13 protein-coding genes and 1 tRNA gene are annotated in these 13,925 nt (G+C 45.7%); 6 read left to right on the top strand and 8 right to left on the bottom strand.

The genetic code is table 11. The annotated features are described in order from the left end of the window. Positions 1–10 precede the first annotated feature (10 nt). The 5 genes from prfB (at position 11) to PPO43_RS05385 (ending at position 3,749) form a co-directional block, all read left to right on the top strand. A protein-coding gene (gene prfB / locus PPO43_RS05405; protein ID WP_272620787.1) for a peptide chain release factor 2 occupies positions 11–1,094 on the top strand; the annotation gives its coding sequence in 2 pieces (ribosomal slippage) (positions 11–70 and positions 72–1,094; 1,083 coding nt in all). Between the two features lie 348 nt (positions 1,095–1,442). Next, positions 1,443–2,462 carry an NAD(P)/FAD-dependent oxidoreductase gene (locus PPO43_RS05400; protein ID WP_272620786.1) on the top strand — a complete coding sequence of 340 codons (1,020 nt, stop codon included), beginning with the start codon at positions 1,443–1,445 and terminating at the stop codon, positions 2,460–2,462. Beyond that, a complete protein-coding gene (hscB, locus tag PPO43_RS05395; RefSeq protein WP_272620785.1) occupies positions 2,462–2,992 on the top strand; it encodes a Fe-S protein assembly co-chaperone HscB in 531 nt (176 codons plus the stop codon). The genes PPO43_RS05400 and hscB overlap by 1 nt, the downstream gene beginning before the upstream one ends. Positions 2,993–3,064: 72 nt before the next feature. Next, positions 3,065–3,148: transfer RNA gene (locus PPO43_RS05390), tRNA-Leu, on the top strand. Between the two features lie 262 nt (positions 3,149–3,410). After that, positions 3,411–3,749 carry a translation initiation factor gene (locus tag PPO43_RS05385; RefSeq protein WP_272620784.1) on the top strand — a complete coding sequence of 113 codons (339 nt, stop codon included), beginning with the start codon at positions 3,411–3,413 and terminating at the stop codon, positions 3,747–3,749. On the opposite strand, the gene PPO43_RS05380 is transcribed toward PPO43_RS05385, so the two are convergent. The 6 genes from PPO43_RS05380 to PPO43_RS05355 form a co-directional block, all read right to left on the bottom strand. Next, positions 3,746–4,327, bottom strand: a complete 582-nt coding sequence (locus tag PPO43_RS05380) for a DUF5071 domain-containing protein (protein ID WP_272620783.1) — start codon at positions 4,325–4,327, stop codon at positions 3,746–3,748. The two genes, PPO43_RS05385 and PPO43_RS05380, sit on opposite strands and share 4 nt — an antisense overlap. 7 nt (positions 4,328–4,334) lie before the next feature. Beyond that, positions 4,335–5,147: a peptide chain release factor N(5)-glutamine methyltransferase gene (gene prmC / locus PPO43_RS05375; protein WP_272620782.1), complete on the bottom strand. Its 813-nt coding sequence runs from the start codon at positions 5,145–5,147 to the stop codon at positions 4,335–4,337. Position 5,148: 1 nt separating this feature from the next. Further along, positions 5,149–6,189 (bottom strand): tetratricopeptide repeat protein, encoded by a 1,041-nt coding sequence (locus tag PPO43_RS05370; protein WP_272620781.1) that lies wholly within the window; start codon positions 6,187–6,189, stop codon positions 5,149–5,151. A gap of 6 nt (positions 6,190–6,195) precedes the next feature. Further along, entirely contained in the window at positions 6,196–6,951 is a 756-nt protein-coding gene (locus PPO43_RS05365; protein ID WP_272620780.1) for an FKBP-type peptidyl-prolyl cis-trans isomerase, read from the bottom strand. 292 nt (positions 6,952–7,243) lie between these two features. Next, positions 7,244–8,101, bottom strand: a complete 858-nt coding sequence (locus tag PPO43_RS05360; RefSeq protein WP_272620779.1) for a hypothetical protein — start codon at positions 8,099–8,101, stop codon at positions 7,244–7,246. Next, positions 8,064–9,086, bottom strand: coding sequence for a DHH family phosphoesterase (locus tag PPO43_RS05355; protein ID WP_272620778.1), 1,023 nt, complete (start codon positions 9,084–9,086; stop codon positions 8,064–8,066). The genes PPO43_RS05360 and PPO43_RS05355 overlap by 38 nt, the downstream gene beginning before the upstream one ends. Before the next feature lie 239 nt (positions 9,087–9,325). Between PPO43_RS05355 and PPO43_RS05350 the strand changes: the two genes are divergently transcribed. Further along, complete coding sequence (locus PPO43_RS05350; protein WP_272620777.1) at positions 9,326–10,960, top strand: ArnT family glycosyltransferase; 1,635 nt, start codon at positions 9,326–9,328, stop codon at positions 10,958–10,960. Positions 10,961–11,168: 208 nt separating this feature from the next. Here PPO43_RS05350 and PPO43_RS05345 read toward each other — a convergent pair whose 3' ends face one another. Together PPO43_RS05345 and PPO43_RS05340 are read right to left on the bottom strand one after the other, a co-directional pair. Continuing rightward, the gene (locus PPO43_RS05345; protein ID WP_272620776.1) at positions 11,169–11,723 is read right to left on the bottom strand and encodes a hypothetical protein; all 555 of its coding nucleotides are present in this window, start codon (positions 11,721–11,723) and stop codon (positions 11,169–11,171) included. Then, positions 11,668–12,870: a hypothetical protein gene (locus tag PPO43_RS05340; RefSeq protein ID WP_272620775.1), complete on the bottom strand. Its 1,203-nt coding sequence runs from the start codon at positions 12,868–12,870 to the stop codon at positions 11,668–11,670. Before PPO43_RS05340 ends, PPO43_RS05345 begins: the two co-directional genes overlap by 56 nt. Between the last annotated feature and the right edge of the window lie 1,055 nt (positions 12,871–13,925).

The following is a 13,925-nucleotide window of genomic DNA, read 5'->3' as shown; positions in this document are numbered from 1 at the left end:
CTGAAATACTATGACTAGCGATCAATTGGATCAGCTGCAAACTCGTTTGAGTCTTCTTAGGGGGTATCTTTGACGTCCCTAACCGGAAAATGCAGCTAACAGAAGAAAAAAAACATACCTATGACCCCAATTTTTGGGCGGATGCCGAGCGTGCGCAGCAAATTATCAAGAAAATTGCTGGCCTAGAACATTGGGTGAAGCGCTATGAAGAAACTGCTGAGGTATTAGGAGATCTGCAGGTGCTTTTTGATTTTTATCAATTGGAGGAAGTTTCTGAAGCCGAACTCGAAGAGCAATATCAAAAAGCTTTAACGGCAATTGATGAGCTAGAGTTTCGCGCAACCCTCAATGAAGCCGAAGATGAGCTTTCTTGCATCCTCAAAATTCAAGCAGGCGCAGGCGGAACCGAAAGTTGCGATTGGGCCAGTATGCTGCTTCGCATGTACCAAATGTGGGCAGAAAAAGAAGGCTTTAAATATAGCGAATTGCACCGTGTCGATGGCGATGTGGCTGGAGTGAAATCCGTCAGTATCGAAATTGATGGCGCTTTTGTCTATGGCCTCCTCAAATACGAAAATGGGGTGCACCGCCTAGTCCGTCCTAGCCCCTTCAACGCCCAAGGCAAACGCCAAACTTCTTTTGCCTCGGTTTTTGTCTACCCTCTAGTCGATGATAGTATCGAAATTGAAGTGAATCCCGCTGATATCGAATGGGATACTTTCCGCGCTAGCGGAGCGGGTGGACAACACGTCAATAAAACGGAATCGGCCGTGCGCCTGCGCCACTTGCCCTCGGGCATCGTGGTCGAATGCCAGGAAGAACGCTCGCAACACATGAACCGCGAAAAAGCCCTCAAAATGTTGCGCTCAGAACTCTATCAACTAGAGATTCAACGCCGCCAAGCCGAAAAAGACGCCCTAGAAGCCAACAAAAAGAAAATTGAATGGGGCTCGCAAATTCGCTCTTATGTCCTAGACGACCGCCGAATTAAAGACCATCGCTCCAATTACCAAAGCCATGATACCAAAAAAGTACTCGATGGCGATCTAAACGACTTCCTGAAGGCTAGCCTGATGGCCCTCAAAGATGTCTAAAAAACAAGAAGCAGTTTCTTTTATAGAGACTGCTTTTTTTGGGGCTGCCCCGCCCTTTGGGCGGGTCGGGCTGTGTCAGGGCTCGCAGGTCTGCTCGGCCCTGCGCAAAATTTCGCTTTGCTCATTTTGCTGGGTCTGCGGCTTCGGCCACCCTTTTCCATCCCTCAGCCGGCGGCCCTTCGGGCCTGTAAAACCGCAAAATTAATTGACCCAAAACAAACAATGCTCGCCACTTGCTGTTCTAAATAAGAATGAATCTAAATAGGGGTGAAAGCAGTGCTCAAATTCCTTTTAGAACTCTATTTTTTTTGCGAGCTTTGTGGCTGAATTAAGAAGAATTATACATTTATGTCTGAAAATAAAGTAATAGAAACCGATATTCTAATTATCGGTGCTGGACCAACTGGTCTGTTTACCGTTTTTGAAGCGGGCTTGCTCAAGCTTCGCTGCCACCTAATTGATTATCTCCCTCAGCCTGGTGGCCAACTCACAGAGATTTATCCCAAAAAACCTATCTACGACATCCCCGGCTTTCCCGATGTTCTAGCTGGCGATTTGATCGATAACCTGATGAAGCAAATTGCGCCTTTTAATCCTGGTTTCACATTAGGAGAAAGAGCAGAAGAAATTGAACGCCTAGAAGATGGCCGCTTCAAACTCACTAGCCATAAAGGAACGGTGCATATTGCGCCCGTGATTGCCATTGCTGGCGGTCTGGGCTGCTTTGCTCCTCGCAAACCCCCAATTGCCAATATTGGCGATTTTGAGGACCGTGGAATAGAGTACATCATCCGCGAACCTGAGTTTTATCGCGATAAAAAAGTAGTCATTGCTGGTGGGGGAGATTCTGCCCTAGACTGGACCATCTACTTGGCTGATGTGGCCAAAGAATTGACCTTGGTCCATCGCCGCAAAGCCTTTAGAGGGGCGCTAGACTCTGTCGAGAAAGTAGAACAATTGGCAGAAGCTGGCCGCATCAAGCTGCTCACAGAATCTCAGGTAATTGGCCTAAAAGGGGAGGAGCAGCTGCAAGGCGTAGAGATTAAGCAAAAGGGAGCAGATAACTACTGGTTGGAGACCGAGCATTTTGTGCCGCTCTTTGGCCTTTCGCCCAAATTGGGCCCAATTGGCGAATGGGGGCTCAATATTGATCGCTCTGCGGTTGAGGTGAATACCTTTGATTATAGCACCAATGTTCCTGGCATTTTTGCTATTGGCGATATCAATACCTATCCCGGTAAGCTTAAGCTGATCCTCTGCGGATTTCATGAGGCTACCCTTATGGTCCAATCGGCCTTCAAAATTATTCATCCCGAAAAGAAGGTCCAATTTAAATATACTACTGTAAACGGCGTAAACGGATTTTAATGGATTACTTTGAGTTTTATGAACTGCCTCGGCAATTTGATTTGGATGAAAAAGCCCTCAAGCGCAAATATTTGCAGATGAGCAAACGCTTTCATCCCGATTTTCATAGCCTAAGTAGCGAGAAAGAACAAGAAGAGGCCCTAGAAAAGTCTACGCTCAACAATAAAGCTTATAAGGTCCTCAAAGCATTTGATAGCCGCCTGCGCTATATCTTAGAATTGCATGGACTTTTGCAGGAAGGGCAAAATGCGGCCCTTCCGCAAGCTTTTTTGATGGAGATGATGGAGATCAATGAAGCCATCATGGAACTGCAATTTGATTTCGATGCCCAAGCTTACCAAACTATTTTGGAGGAAATTCAGGCTTTCGAAAAAAAATTAAAAGAAAATATCGAACAGGCAATTCAAGCCTATGATTTGGCTCAATCTAAAGATAGTCAATTACTTGAGCCTGTTTTAGACTACCACTACAAACGCAAGTATTTGGCCCGCATCAAAGAAAATTTGAAAAAAATAGAGGAAATGGGCTAAATAAATTTGGAAATAAGAAAAACCGCCTTATATTTGCAACGCTTCCAACAGAAAGCAACAAAGTTTTCTCTAGCCTTGGTGGCGAAATTGGTAGACGCGCTGGATTCAAAATCCTGTGGTGGCGACACCGTGCGGGTTCGAGTCCCGCCCGAGGCACTTAAAGGTCGATTATGCAAATTTGCATTTTCGACCTTTTTTTATTTGTTTTGAGACAAAGTTTTGGTCCAATTAACCGTAGTTTGGAAATAGGCCCGAAGGGCCGTCGGCTGAGGGATGGAAAGTGGTGCGGCGCAGCCGCAGACCAAGCAAAATGAGCGTAGCGAAATTTTGCGCAGGGCCGAGCGAATAGCGAGCCACGACACAGCCCGACCCGAGCATAGCGAGGGGCAGCCCCCAAAAAATAAAATTAGAAAGGAAGATGGCAAAGAAGAAAAAACTCAATTTTTATTCGACTGATCCCGATTTTGAATGGAATGATGAGCCCTTAGAGGAGGAGTTGTTGCCTCCACAGCAGCAGCGTTTGCGGGTGCAAATTGACCGCAAGAAAAGAGGGGGGAAAGAGGTCACCTTGGTTACGGGTTTTGTGGGTCCAGAAGAGGAGCTCAAAGCTTTGGGCAAGAAGTTGAAATCTAGTTGTGGCGTGGGTGGAAGTGCCAAGGATGGGGAAATCATCGTGCAGGGAAAACAGGCCGATAAGGTGTTGGAATTGCTAAAAAACTGGGGCTATAGCCAGACGAAGCGTTCGGGCGGAAACTAGTGATAATGCACCAGAATATCTAAGCCGAGTTCTGGAGCCAGCTCAAACTGTAGGCGAGCCCGCCATTTGGGCCAGTTAATAGGGTCTTCTGAGCTTGCTAAAAGCTCAGCGGCGAAGAGCTCTTGTAATTCTTCGGCTAGGGGATGGCCCTCTTCCATAGGGCGCCAACTGAGGCCCTGAACCTCTTCCATATCGAAGGGCTCAAAATAGATTTCGCTAGCGATTTGGTCCACCTCCGCCTCCCAATCAAGCCGAGAGGGGCGAAAAACCAAAGGGGCCAGCATTTGCCGCCAACTGCAGGGCCAATCGGGCCCAAAAAGCATCAAAAGATCATATTTCCAATGCCCATCTTCTGTCTGCAGAATATGGGCAATTTCTTTTTCTAGCTGGGGCAATTCCTCTTTTAGAATTTCAGCAATCAATGGGGCGACGGGCCAGTTGCGGTCTTGCAACCACTCCAGCAATTCATTGGCAAAGGGCAGCCAAATTTCGGGCTCTGTTTGGGCCAAAATATCTATGGCCAAATCATCATGTTTATCCTTGGGGATAAAAGGCGGGCGAAAAAAATACATGCTCATGCCATTTCTATTTTTTGCCCTTAAGCATACGGGGACGACCTTCTAGGTCAGCCATCAGCTCGACCTCTTGCAGGCTAGGCCGCATGAGCTCAGCAATTTCTTGGGCCGAAAAGGTATTGGCCTCAAAATAAAGATGGCCGCCTTCTTTTAGGGCTTTGCCCTGGCAAAGGCGAACAATCTCTCGATAAAAGACGAGCCGATCCTCGGTTGCTGTAAAAAGGGCCAAATGCGGCTCGTAATCGAGTACATTGGCGGCCATATCCTTGGCCTCGGAAGGGGCGATATAAGGCGGATTACTAATAATGAGATCAAAATCAGTCAACTGTTTCCAAGCTTGCTCCTCCAAGATATCCAACTCCATAAATTGAACATTGGCCCCCAACTGCTGCGCATTTTGCTGGGCTACTGCTAGGGCCGCTGCGCTATAATCTAAGGCATAAACTTGCCAATTGGGGGCTCTTTTGGCCAAACTGATCGCAATACAGCCCGAACCCGTTCCAATATCTAGCACCTTAAGAGGAGCCGATTTATCCTCGGCTTGCAAAATCCAGTAGAGTAGCTCTTCCGTTTCTGGCCTTGGAATAAGGGTAGCGGAATTTACGGCAAAAGAATAGCCATAAAACTCGGCTGTTCCCACAACATATTGCCAAGGCTCAGCGGCTAGTAGCCGGTTTTCTACGGCCAAATAATCAGTTTCCCTCAGTGTTTTGCCCCGCCAACAATCTTCATAGATATAGCGAGCAATAGTGCTTGCTTCTCGTTCTTCATAAATGGCCTGCAGGGCTTGGGCCAATTGCTTTTGGGCGGCTTCTGGCTTCATCTTATTGTTGTAATCTTCTGAGGCTATCCACCTGCATTCTGAAATTTTGAACGACCTCATTGGGGTCTTTGCCCAAAAACTTGAGCGAAGCTTCTACCTGCGGACGAAGTTCATGTTCTGGGTATTTCGCCAAAAATTCTTCATACATTTTGCGGGCTTCTGCGGTCCAATCTACCCCTGTGAGTTTCTCCAACTCAAAATCAGCATGCATCTTAGAGCGAAACTCTTTTCTTCTTTGATATTGCTGCATGAAAATGGGCATCTTTTGCTCATACTCTAGGGCCAACTGCAAAAGGGTTTGAGGATAGAGGTGAAAGTCGTGATATTGCTCATAAATTCGCTTCCAAAGCTTTATCGCATCATAACTTTCCCCAATGCTAGAGGCCAACTTGCCTCCTTCAAAGCAGTAGGCTGGACTAAATTCGCTGCTGGGGTAGGTCCGTGTATAATGCAGGTATTGCAAAACGAGCTTATGCGCCATGGCTCGATCCAATTTTCCCTTAGGACCAGAACGCAGCTGCTTTTGCATCTCCCCAATGCGCGATTCCATCTTTTCCTCCGCAGGCTTAAAGAAAAATTCTGCCTTAGCTCGCCCCTCTCCATTGGGAAAGGCCTTGAGGTATTTTTCATAAAGCTGTCCCGCCCGATCATTATTCCGATCATGTGGACTATCATATATGGAGGCCGCCAATAATAAGGCTTCTGGATAAGCCTTGCTCTCCTCAAATTGATCAATGACCATCTCTAAGTGCTTGCTGGCTTCTTTCCAGTTTTGCATCCGATAATAATAACTCCCCATTTTGTAAAGATAAATTGGGGTTTGTGGGTCTTCCTTAAACTTTTGACTATAATCCGCATAGGCAAAAAGTAATTGGCCCAATAAACTATCCTTGACCAAAATATTTTGCTGCTCTTCTAAACTAGCCGCTACCTCTTTCTCCAATTCCTTAATCTTTTGCTGGGCCGAACGCTCTGCCGAACAAGCCATAAGTAGCCCAAAGAGAAAGGCCATACAGCTATATTTCCAAAAATTGATCATCATTTGTTCTTATTTAGTGGTCAGTACTTCTATATAAAATATGAGTGGACTATTAGGCGGCACAAAAGGCGGATTCCCCAATTGCCCATAAGCTAAAGCTGCTGGCAAATAAATTAGCCCTTGTTCCCCCTCTGCAAATTCTTGTAGGGCCAAGGACCAACCCCGAATCATCTTGAGATCACCTAATTCTACCCAAATTGGACGCATACTCAAAAAACTATCATCTATGATTTCTCCATTAGGTAGGAGACAAATATATTGGATTTGAGCCAGCTGCCCAAGCTGAAGTTTTGGACCTTTACTAGACTTTAGCTTCTTAAACCGAAGTCCTTCTCTCCCTTTTCCCGCTAACTGATTCAGACTGCTATCTATTTCCAATTCTGCCAAAATCCAAGCTCGCCGCTCTGCTACCCTTGCCCGCTCCGCTTGAATCTCTGCCTCCAATTGTGCCTTGCTTTTTAGCGTTTTGAGCCGATACCCAAATCGCACCCGCTCTTTCGCCCCAAATTCAGCCGCATAAGGGCCCAAAATATCCGCTGCCTCTTCCGCCAAAACCAAAACCTCTAAACTATCCCCTTCAGCCATTAAACTCAAAGCCTCCGTAAATAAATTATGTGCCTTGGCCGAGGGCATTTCTACCAAAACAGGCTGCATTTGCTGGGCAGAACTCAAAAGCAAACTATCTCCCTTCCAAATACTATAATTGATCTCTAATTGATCCCCCTCTTGAGGCAAAAACAGCGAGTCGGCCTCCCTTTCCCTCATGCTCTTATACCAAAATTGCCCCCGATTATAACTGCTCCAACCCTTGGGCACCGACCGACAAGCAGTTAAAAATAAACCGAAAATAAGTAGTGCGAAAAGGTAGAAACCATTTTTTTGGGGCTGCCCCTTCGGCCCTTTGGGCCTGCGGGTCGGGCTGTCTCGCAGCTCGCTATTCGCTCGGCCCTTCGCCGCCAAAGGCGGCTCGGTCTGGCCTGCGGCCACTGCTGCCCATCCCTCAGCCTGCGGCGGTTCTGCCGCCTGTAGTTCCGTAAATCTAAACATAGATTTGAGCTTATTCTGCTTGCTCTTTTGCAGCCACTAATTCCAAATAAAGTACTTTGCTACTTTCAGGGAAAATAAAGTACCCCCTTTGCCCTACTTCCATTTTTGCCACAGCCTGTTGGTAGTAGTTGGGTAGCTTATTGCTAGCCTGTTCTAAGGGTAACCGATCAGCTCTCCGCAAATTATTATCAAGCAACTGAGCATTATCCAATTCCAATAAGATATAATAGGCCCAATAAGCAGCTGCTTTTCCCTGCCCTTGCCCTTCTAACTTAAAGAAGAAACCCTCTTCCGCTTGCTCAAAGTTTAATATCTGGGCCAAATATGCCGCCCGATAATCAGTAAGCAAAGTCTCCAAACTATCTGCCTGCTCCAGCTTCAATAAACGTTCTTCTTGCCAGTCTTCTACTTGAACAAAACCTTTAGCCAAAGCATAGTCCTGCTCCCGCTTCGCCTTTAACGATAGCCGATCCAAAACATAAGCTAAACGATACTGTACCCTTACACTATCCGTAGGAGCAAATTGTTCTGCCCCCTCTGGCCATTCTTCGGCCAATTGAGCATAGCTCCAAACCACAGCTAAACTATCTCCTGTACGCATTTGGGCCAAAGGATACAAAAAGAAGTTGCGCTGCTCCTTTACTGGGTAAATAAGACAACGCTTGGCCCGCTGAACACTATCTGGCAAAACTAAACTATAGCTAAAACATATAGAATCCCCAAACTGAGGGGCTAGCCCCTCAGCCGAAGCCTGCTCTAAGAACCTAAACAAATAGCCCTCTTCCGCCTGCTCCCAAGGATCCACCTGACAAGCCCAAAGTAAACTACTGCTAATCAACAGTACGCAAAACCGAAGCATAGTCTTCATTCATCAGGCGTTTAAAGCGAGCTAATGTTTCTTCTAAACTCTCTCGAGTCATCCCCCCAGAAGCATTCCGATGCCCCCCTCCATTAAAGTGGTTCTTGCAGACCTCCTGAACCGAGAAATCTCCCTTGGAACGCAAAGATAATTTTACCCGGTCTTTTCTCTCTGTAATCAGGGCAGCTACCTTCACTCTGCGAATTTGCAAAATAGTATTCACGACCCCCTCTAAATCTCCTCTCTGAATATCAAATTCCTGATGCTCAGCCTGGGTAAGAGCAATATACCCCACATCTAACCCCTCTACAAAAGACATTTTACTAATACAATGACCAAAAAGACGCATCTTCTTCTCACTAAAAGAATTGGTCATCATATTCGTAATGTAGTTGCTGTTCAAGCCCCGATCCGTCATATCCGCAATGATGCGGAAAAGATGAGCATTGGTCGCATGCTGAAAACGACCCGTATCCCCAAGTATGCCCACATAAAGACACTCGAAAGCCATAAGCGGTACTTGGTCCAATACCCCCAATTCTGCAAAGTAGTCATAGACCAACTCGGCCGTAGAGCTAGAGGTTGTCCGCCAAAGCTGACTTTGAGCAAAATCCTCTGGCTGCATATGATGGTCAATCAATACTTTGTAGCCCTTGGCATTTCGCCAGACGCTTTCCATGCTGTCCAAACGATCTAAGGCACTATAGTCTAAGGAAAAGAGAATGTCCGCCTGCAGAATAGTCGCATTGCTGGTCTTCTGCTTACGCTCATAGTTCCAAATAAGATGAAAACCTGGCATAAAGTCTAACATCTGCGGCAATTCACTAGGCATAATCACTTGAACACGATGCCCAAGGGTTTGAAGGTAGTGGTAAAGGGCCAAGGTAGAACCAAGAGCATCGGCATCTGGATTGACATGTCCACTAATGACGATGTTTTTTGGCGTCTGTAGCAGTTCTTTTAGTTGTTCGCCATGAGTCATCTGGGCAAGCATAAATTCTGGTGTTTCAAATGATAGAAATTAGATGGAGGGGCTGCTGAACAACTGCTGAGCAAGAAGAAGGATCTCTCTACTCAAGGGGGGCAGCACTCAAACAGCTAGTAAAATTACAAAATCATCCCTAAAGGCTTTCAGTTTATGGGGGTTTTCCGAGCAAGGCCAAGGAATAGCCGATGAATCTAGTTGAAAAGTGCTACTTTTGCGCAGTTTTTTAAACATCAAAAACGGCTTTTATGCAGCCTACAGCTTATAAATGGGCATGGCCCGCCTTGGCCTTAGCCTATGTTTTGGGGCTTTTTATGGTCACTATTATGGATGTGGATTCGGCCCAATATGCATCTATTAGTCAAGAGATGTTGCAATCGGGCGAATGGTTGCAAGTCCACCATAAGGCTAAGGATTATTTGGATAAACCACCACTTTTATTCTGGTCCTCGGCTTTGTTTTACGCCATCTTTGGCGTTTCTCAATGGGCTTTCCGCCTGCCCTCGGTCCTCTCTTCAATTATGGGCTTCTGGGCCACTTACCAACTCGGTAAGGAGCTCTACAATAAACAAACGGGCCAATTGGCCGCCCTGATTTTAGCCAGTACCCAAGCTTGGCTGATGTTTAATCATGATGTGCGCACCGATACCCTGATCTCTAACTTCTCTATCTTGGCGATCTGGCAGTTGGTCAAGTACGTAAATGGCGCCCAACTCAAACATTTGTTTTGGGGCTTTGTGGCCGTGGGCTTTGCCATGATGGCCAAAGGCCCATTGGGAGCAGTGGTCCCCGGCGCCGCTATTGGCTGCTATCTCCTGGGCCAAAAAAATTGGAAGATGCTCTTCCGCTGGCAGTGGCTGCTCGGCGCACCTATTGTTTTGCTGGTTTTAGCCCCTATGTTGTATGGACTCTATCTGCAGTTTCCCGATTGGGAGGGAATCTATTTCTTTTTCTGGAAACAAAGCTTTGGCCGTATCACTGGAGAAAATGAATGGGCCAATGATAGCGGAAAGTTCTTTTTTGTACACACTTTCTTATGGTCCTTTTTGCCTTGGTCTGCCCTCGCTATCTGGGCTATGCTCCGTCGCTTGCAAGAGTTTTGGCAGGGCAAAAAGGTGGAATTACTCACGCTTGGTGGCTTTGTGCTCCCCTTTATTGCTCTCTCTTTTTCTCGCTATAAGTTGCCGCACTATATTTTTCCCATGTATGGCATGATGGCCGTTTTGGTGGCTCATCAGTTAATGAATTTGGCCAAATCGAGCAAGTCTTGGGCTTGGCCGCTGGCTCTCGGCCAAAGTATTGTCCTACATATCGCAGCCCTAGCCTTTTTGGCCCTTTTGATGGGCTGGGTTTTCCCCGGCGCCCCTATTTGGTTGCTGGCCCTTCTTATTTTAGCCGCTTTAGCTAGCTTTATCCCCTACTTTAAATTTAAACAAGAGCGCCCTATGCAATTGGTCTTACCCGCCGTTTTTGCCATGGCTATCGTGAATGTAGGCCTAAATGCCTATGTCTATCAAGAGCTCTTACCCTATCAATCTGGCTCCGAAGCCGCTCAGTATTTAGTGCAAGAGGACCTGGCCGATCAAGAAATTGGCGTCTACGATTTCTCTCAACACTCTTTTGATTTCTACCTAGGCAAGGTGGCCAAGGTTTTCGATTCTCCCAAGGATGTCGAAAAGGCCGCAGGACAAGCCGAATGGATTATCCTCATCCGTGGAAAAAGCCTAGCCGAACTCGATAAAGCAGGCATTCGCTACGAGAAGATTAAGCATTTCAATCACTTCCACGTTACCCGACTAACCGCTAAGTTCCTCAACCCTGCTAGCCGAGCCGAACAATTGCAAGATGTCTATCTCATTAAAGTGAGTGGAGTAGTAGGTTAGGATTTGGGGCCTGCCGCCTGCGGCGGCCGGGCCCTTGCAGGGCTCGCAGGTCTGCTCGGTCCTTCAGCCCTTCGGGCTTCGGTCTGGCCTGCGGCCACCCTTTCAGGCCCCTAGGCCTGCGGGCCTTCGGCCCTGTAGGATGTATGTGAAACCTACCACAATATAAGAGGCTGTTCTACAACTAATAAAAAGGGATAATGCTGTAACGCTAATTTTTATCTAGGTAGAAAATAGGCTGTAAAATACTCCAAATACTTAATAGCCCATTAAGGGGTTTCGCTTGCCGTTTTAATCTGTTTTGGTTCTCTTTATCCTTGTAAAAATAGAACATCATCGCAAAGTCATTGTAATAAGGCTCTGAATAATAGGCTTTAACTGTGCAGCTAATTCTAGCTGATAGTTCTTCTAAAAAAAGACTATCGTTAGACGAAAGTGTAGTTTTAGATCTAATTTTTTTGCAGTATGCAGTTGTTCTATTTTTGCCTCCCCCCCAGATGAAAAATATAGCCTCGGCGGCAGCTCTTTTTTCTTTAGGAAGGCTTGCTTTCACTTCATATTCTTTTTGAAAAACACAAAAAGGGTTAGGCTTAAAGGTATAATGGATCCCCTCTAGCTTAATGACGCAAGAATCACAGATGGTTTCACTACAAGGCCCTGCCGAGGACTGTCCTAAAAGGCTTAAACTTAAACAACAACACAAAGTGAAGCTATTTATTTTTTTGCCGTATAACATTGTTAAAAGCATCGGGAGGAATTTCTTCATAGTTTTTATTTCTGTACTGGTTAGCTTCAAACACCTTTAAGTAAGTAAAGTAGTCCTCTAACAAATGGCCTTCAATAAGTTGATTGTTTTCTTGACTTATTTTATACAGATGTTGTGGAAAGCCTTCCAATCCATGAGTGTAACTATTGTTTGTGTAGATAGTTAGTAGGTAATCTGGAAGATAAGGGGAAAATTCTAACCCTAATTCATCAATAACAAGCTTGTTGAATACTTTTGCCTCAGCCTCCATATTGACAGTTAATACAGGATTGATGTTGTGGATTCCAAACTCAAATAATCTTTCATAAAGAATATTCTGATACTGATGAAATAACTCTTCTGTAATCGTAGAAATCTCTTCAGCATTGAACATTAAAGGTGATGCTGGAGTTTTATATGCAATTACACCAGGTAAATCTTGATATACTCCCATCGGTTGCTGTGCAACAGCAGAAGCTCCGTAATTCTCCCAAAACGGATCGTCACTAGGGAGTAAACCAATACAAACTTCTTCTCCTGATTCCTCGATAAGCTCATTAAGGGCTCTGAAGCTAGCAGAACCTAATCGTATTTTTTCGATATTGGATATGAGGTCTTTATACTTAGGGTTTTCTAGATCTGCATCAGCTTCTGGATAAAGATATTCAATTGTTTGACCATTAGCTACTATTGTTTTCTTGATTAACTGGACGTACCGAATTCGACCTTTTTCATTTTTAGCAGTACTGTTTTTATCTAGATATTGTTTCAATGAGCCTTCTAAAGGCTCATCTTCTTTCCATGAAAAAGAAATAGGTGCATTACTTAATCCCAAAGAGGTATTATGAACTCCAGCACTATAAAATTCCCAAATTCCATTTCCTTGACTACTAAGCGTTATAAGTGGGAAATAATCCAAGCCGGGGATGCCAAAAAGTGCATTACGTGCAGAAGCAAGTATATGTACAGGACCATTGCTTCCAATCTCTAATTCATCTAAGAATGCTTTGTCAAAAGAGAGCCCATCAAGTTGTGGCTTAAATTCATAGCTGTTGCATAGTTGTTCTTCTTCATCAAGTATTAAGTCACTTTCAGAAATAGTTGCGCCTAATATATTATGCTGGTTAGGGCTGTCTGTCTGTCTGTCTGTCTGTCTGTGCTCGTGCATGCAGGTTAAATTATTATTTAAATAATAACCAAATATAAAAATAGATAATTTAAAACTATAGATTGAAATAGAAGAATTGACTTTTTTGTTAGAATTTTAATTCAGTTCTTTCCTCAAAAGGAGCCGAGATCTTGTGGCCTTGGCTCTTTTTTGTGCCTAGTCCACCCCCAAGAGCACCTAAAATAAGGGGGAGGAGTAGTAAACCCCTTCAGCAGGATTTAGTTAGCTCCTCTCTTGGATTTGCCTAGGTCCTCAAGAGGACTTTGGCAAGTCCTCGCTTGGGCTAGGGGAGGTTCTTGATAGGGCTAGTGTAGGTCCTCTTTTGGGCCTATTCAAGTCCTTTATACTATAGGCCTAGTTGCCCTGGAGGATCTCTATAGGTCATGCTTTGGGGTAGTTCAAGTCCTACTAATGACTAGCCTAAGTCCTCGCTTCTAGGTAGAATAATGGTCTTGATGACTAGGGGCCTAATCTGGAGGATTAGAGCCAGCTCTTAAGAGGATTTGCCCAGCCCCTATCGAGGATTAGAAGAGACCCTCGCTCGGAGGTTAGGGAATGCTCTTGATGATTAGGAGTAGCCCTGTAGAGGACTACGTCTAGCCCTAGAGAGGGCTATTGTACCCCTTCGGATGGCTAAGTGAAATCCTCCAGAGGGGTAACTGTACCCCTCCCGATGGGTAGGTAAAACCCTCTTGATAGCTAGCGGACCCCATTCCGATGCCTAAGTGACCCCTCCCGATGAGTATGTAACTCCTTCTGACGGGTATGGGAAATCCTCCAGAGGGGTAGGTGTACCCCTCTCAATGGTTAAGGGAAGCCCTCTAGCGGATATTGGGCCGAAGCAAAATGGCTAGCCTGAAAACTCAAGGATGAGCGGCCTAGGGATGGTAACTGGGGCGGCGCAGCCGCAGACCCAGGGGCTGAAGCGCAGCGGAAGCCCCGCAGGGCCGAGCAGACCTGCGAGCCAGTGCACAGCCCGGCCGCCGAAGGCGGCAGGCCCCAAAAAAGATAAACATAACCTTAAGAACAGAACCTCTTTAAAGCGCTAGAGAAAG

The organism is Saprospira sp. CCB-QB6 (assembly GCF_028464065.1).
Lineage (GTDB): Bacteria > Bacteroidota > Bacteroidia > Chitinophagales > Saprospiraceae > Saprospira.
Note: the sequence above shows the minus strand (reverse complement) of the source record. Positions and strands in the feature narration are given on the sequence as shown.

Bases quoted from the DNA above. Each gene is read 5' to 3' on its own strand.
- PPO43_RS05400 (WP_272620786.1), top strand. From the start codon at position 1,443: ATGTCTGAAAATAAAGTAATAGAAACCGATATTCTAATTATCGGTGCT.
- PPO43_RS05360 (WP_272620779.1), bottom strand. From the start codon at position 8,101: ATGAAGACTATGCTTCGGTTTTGCGTACTGTTGATTAGCAGTAGTTTA.
- PPO43_RS05385 (WP_272620784.1), top strand. From the start codon at position 3,411: ATGGCAAAGAAGAAAAAACTCAATTTTTATTCGACTGATCCCGATTTT.
- PPO43_RS05370 (WP_272620781.1), bottom strand. From the start codon at position 6,189: ATGATGATCAATTTTTGGAAATATAGCTGTATGGCCTTTCTCTTTGGG.
- PPO43_RS05350 (WP_272620777.1), top strand. From the start codon at position 9,326: ATGCAGCCTACAGCTTATAAATGGGCATGGCCCGCCTTGGCCTTAGCC.
- PPO43_RS05345 (WP_272620776.1), bottom strand. From the start codon at position 11,723: ATGAAGAAATTCCTCCCGATGCTTTTAACAATGTTATACGGCAAAAAA.
- PPO43_RS05355 (WP_272620778.1), bottom strand. From the start codon at position 9,086: ATGCTTGCCCAGATGACTCATGGCGAACAACTAAAAGAACTGCTACAG.
- prmC (WP_272620782.1), bottom strand. From the start codon at position 5,147: ATGAAGCCAGAAGCCGCCCAAAAGCAATTGGCCCAAGCCCTGCAGGCC.
- PPO43_RS05380 (WP_272620783.1), bottom strand. From the start codon at position 4,327: ATGAGCATGTATTTTTTTCGCCCGCCTTTTATCCCCAAGGATAAACAT.
- hscB (WP_272620785.1), top strand. From the start codon at position 2,462: ATGGATTACTTTGAGTTTTATGAACTGCCTCGGCAATTTGATTTGGAT.
- PPO43_RS05365 (WP_272620780.1), bottom strand. From the start codon at position 6,951: ATGAGGGAAAGGGAGGCCGACTCGCTGTTTTTGCCTCAAGAGGGGGAT.
- PPO43_RS05340 (WP_272620775.1), bottom strand. From the start codon at position 12,870: ATGCACGAGCACAGACAGACAGACAGACAGACAGACAGCCCTAACCAG.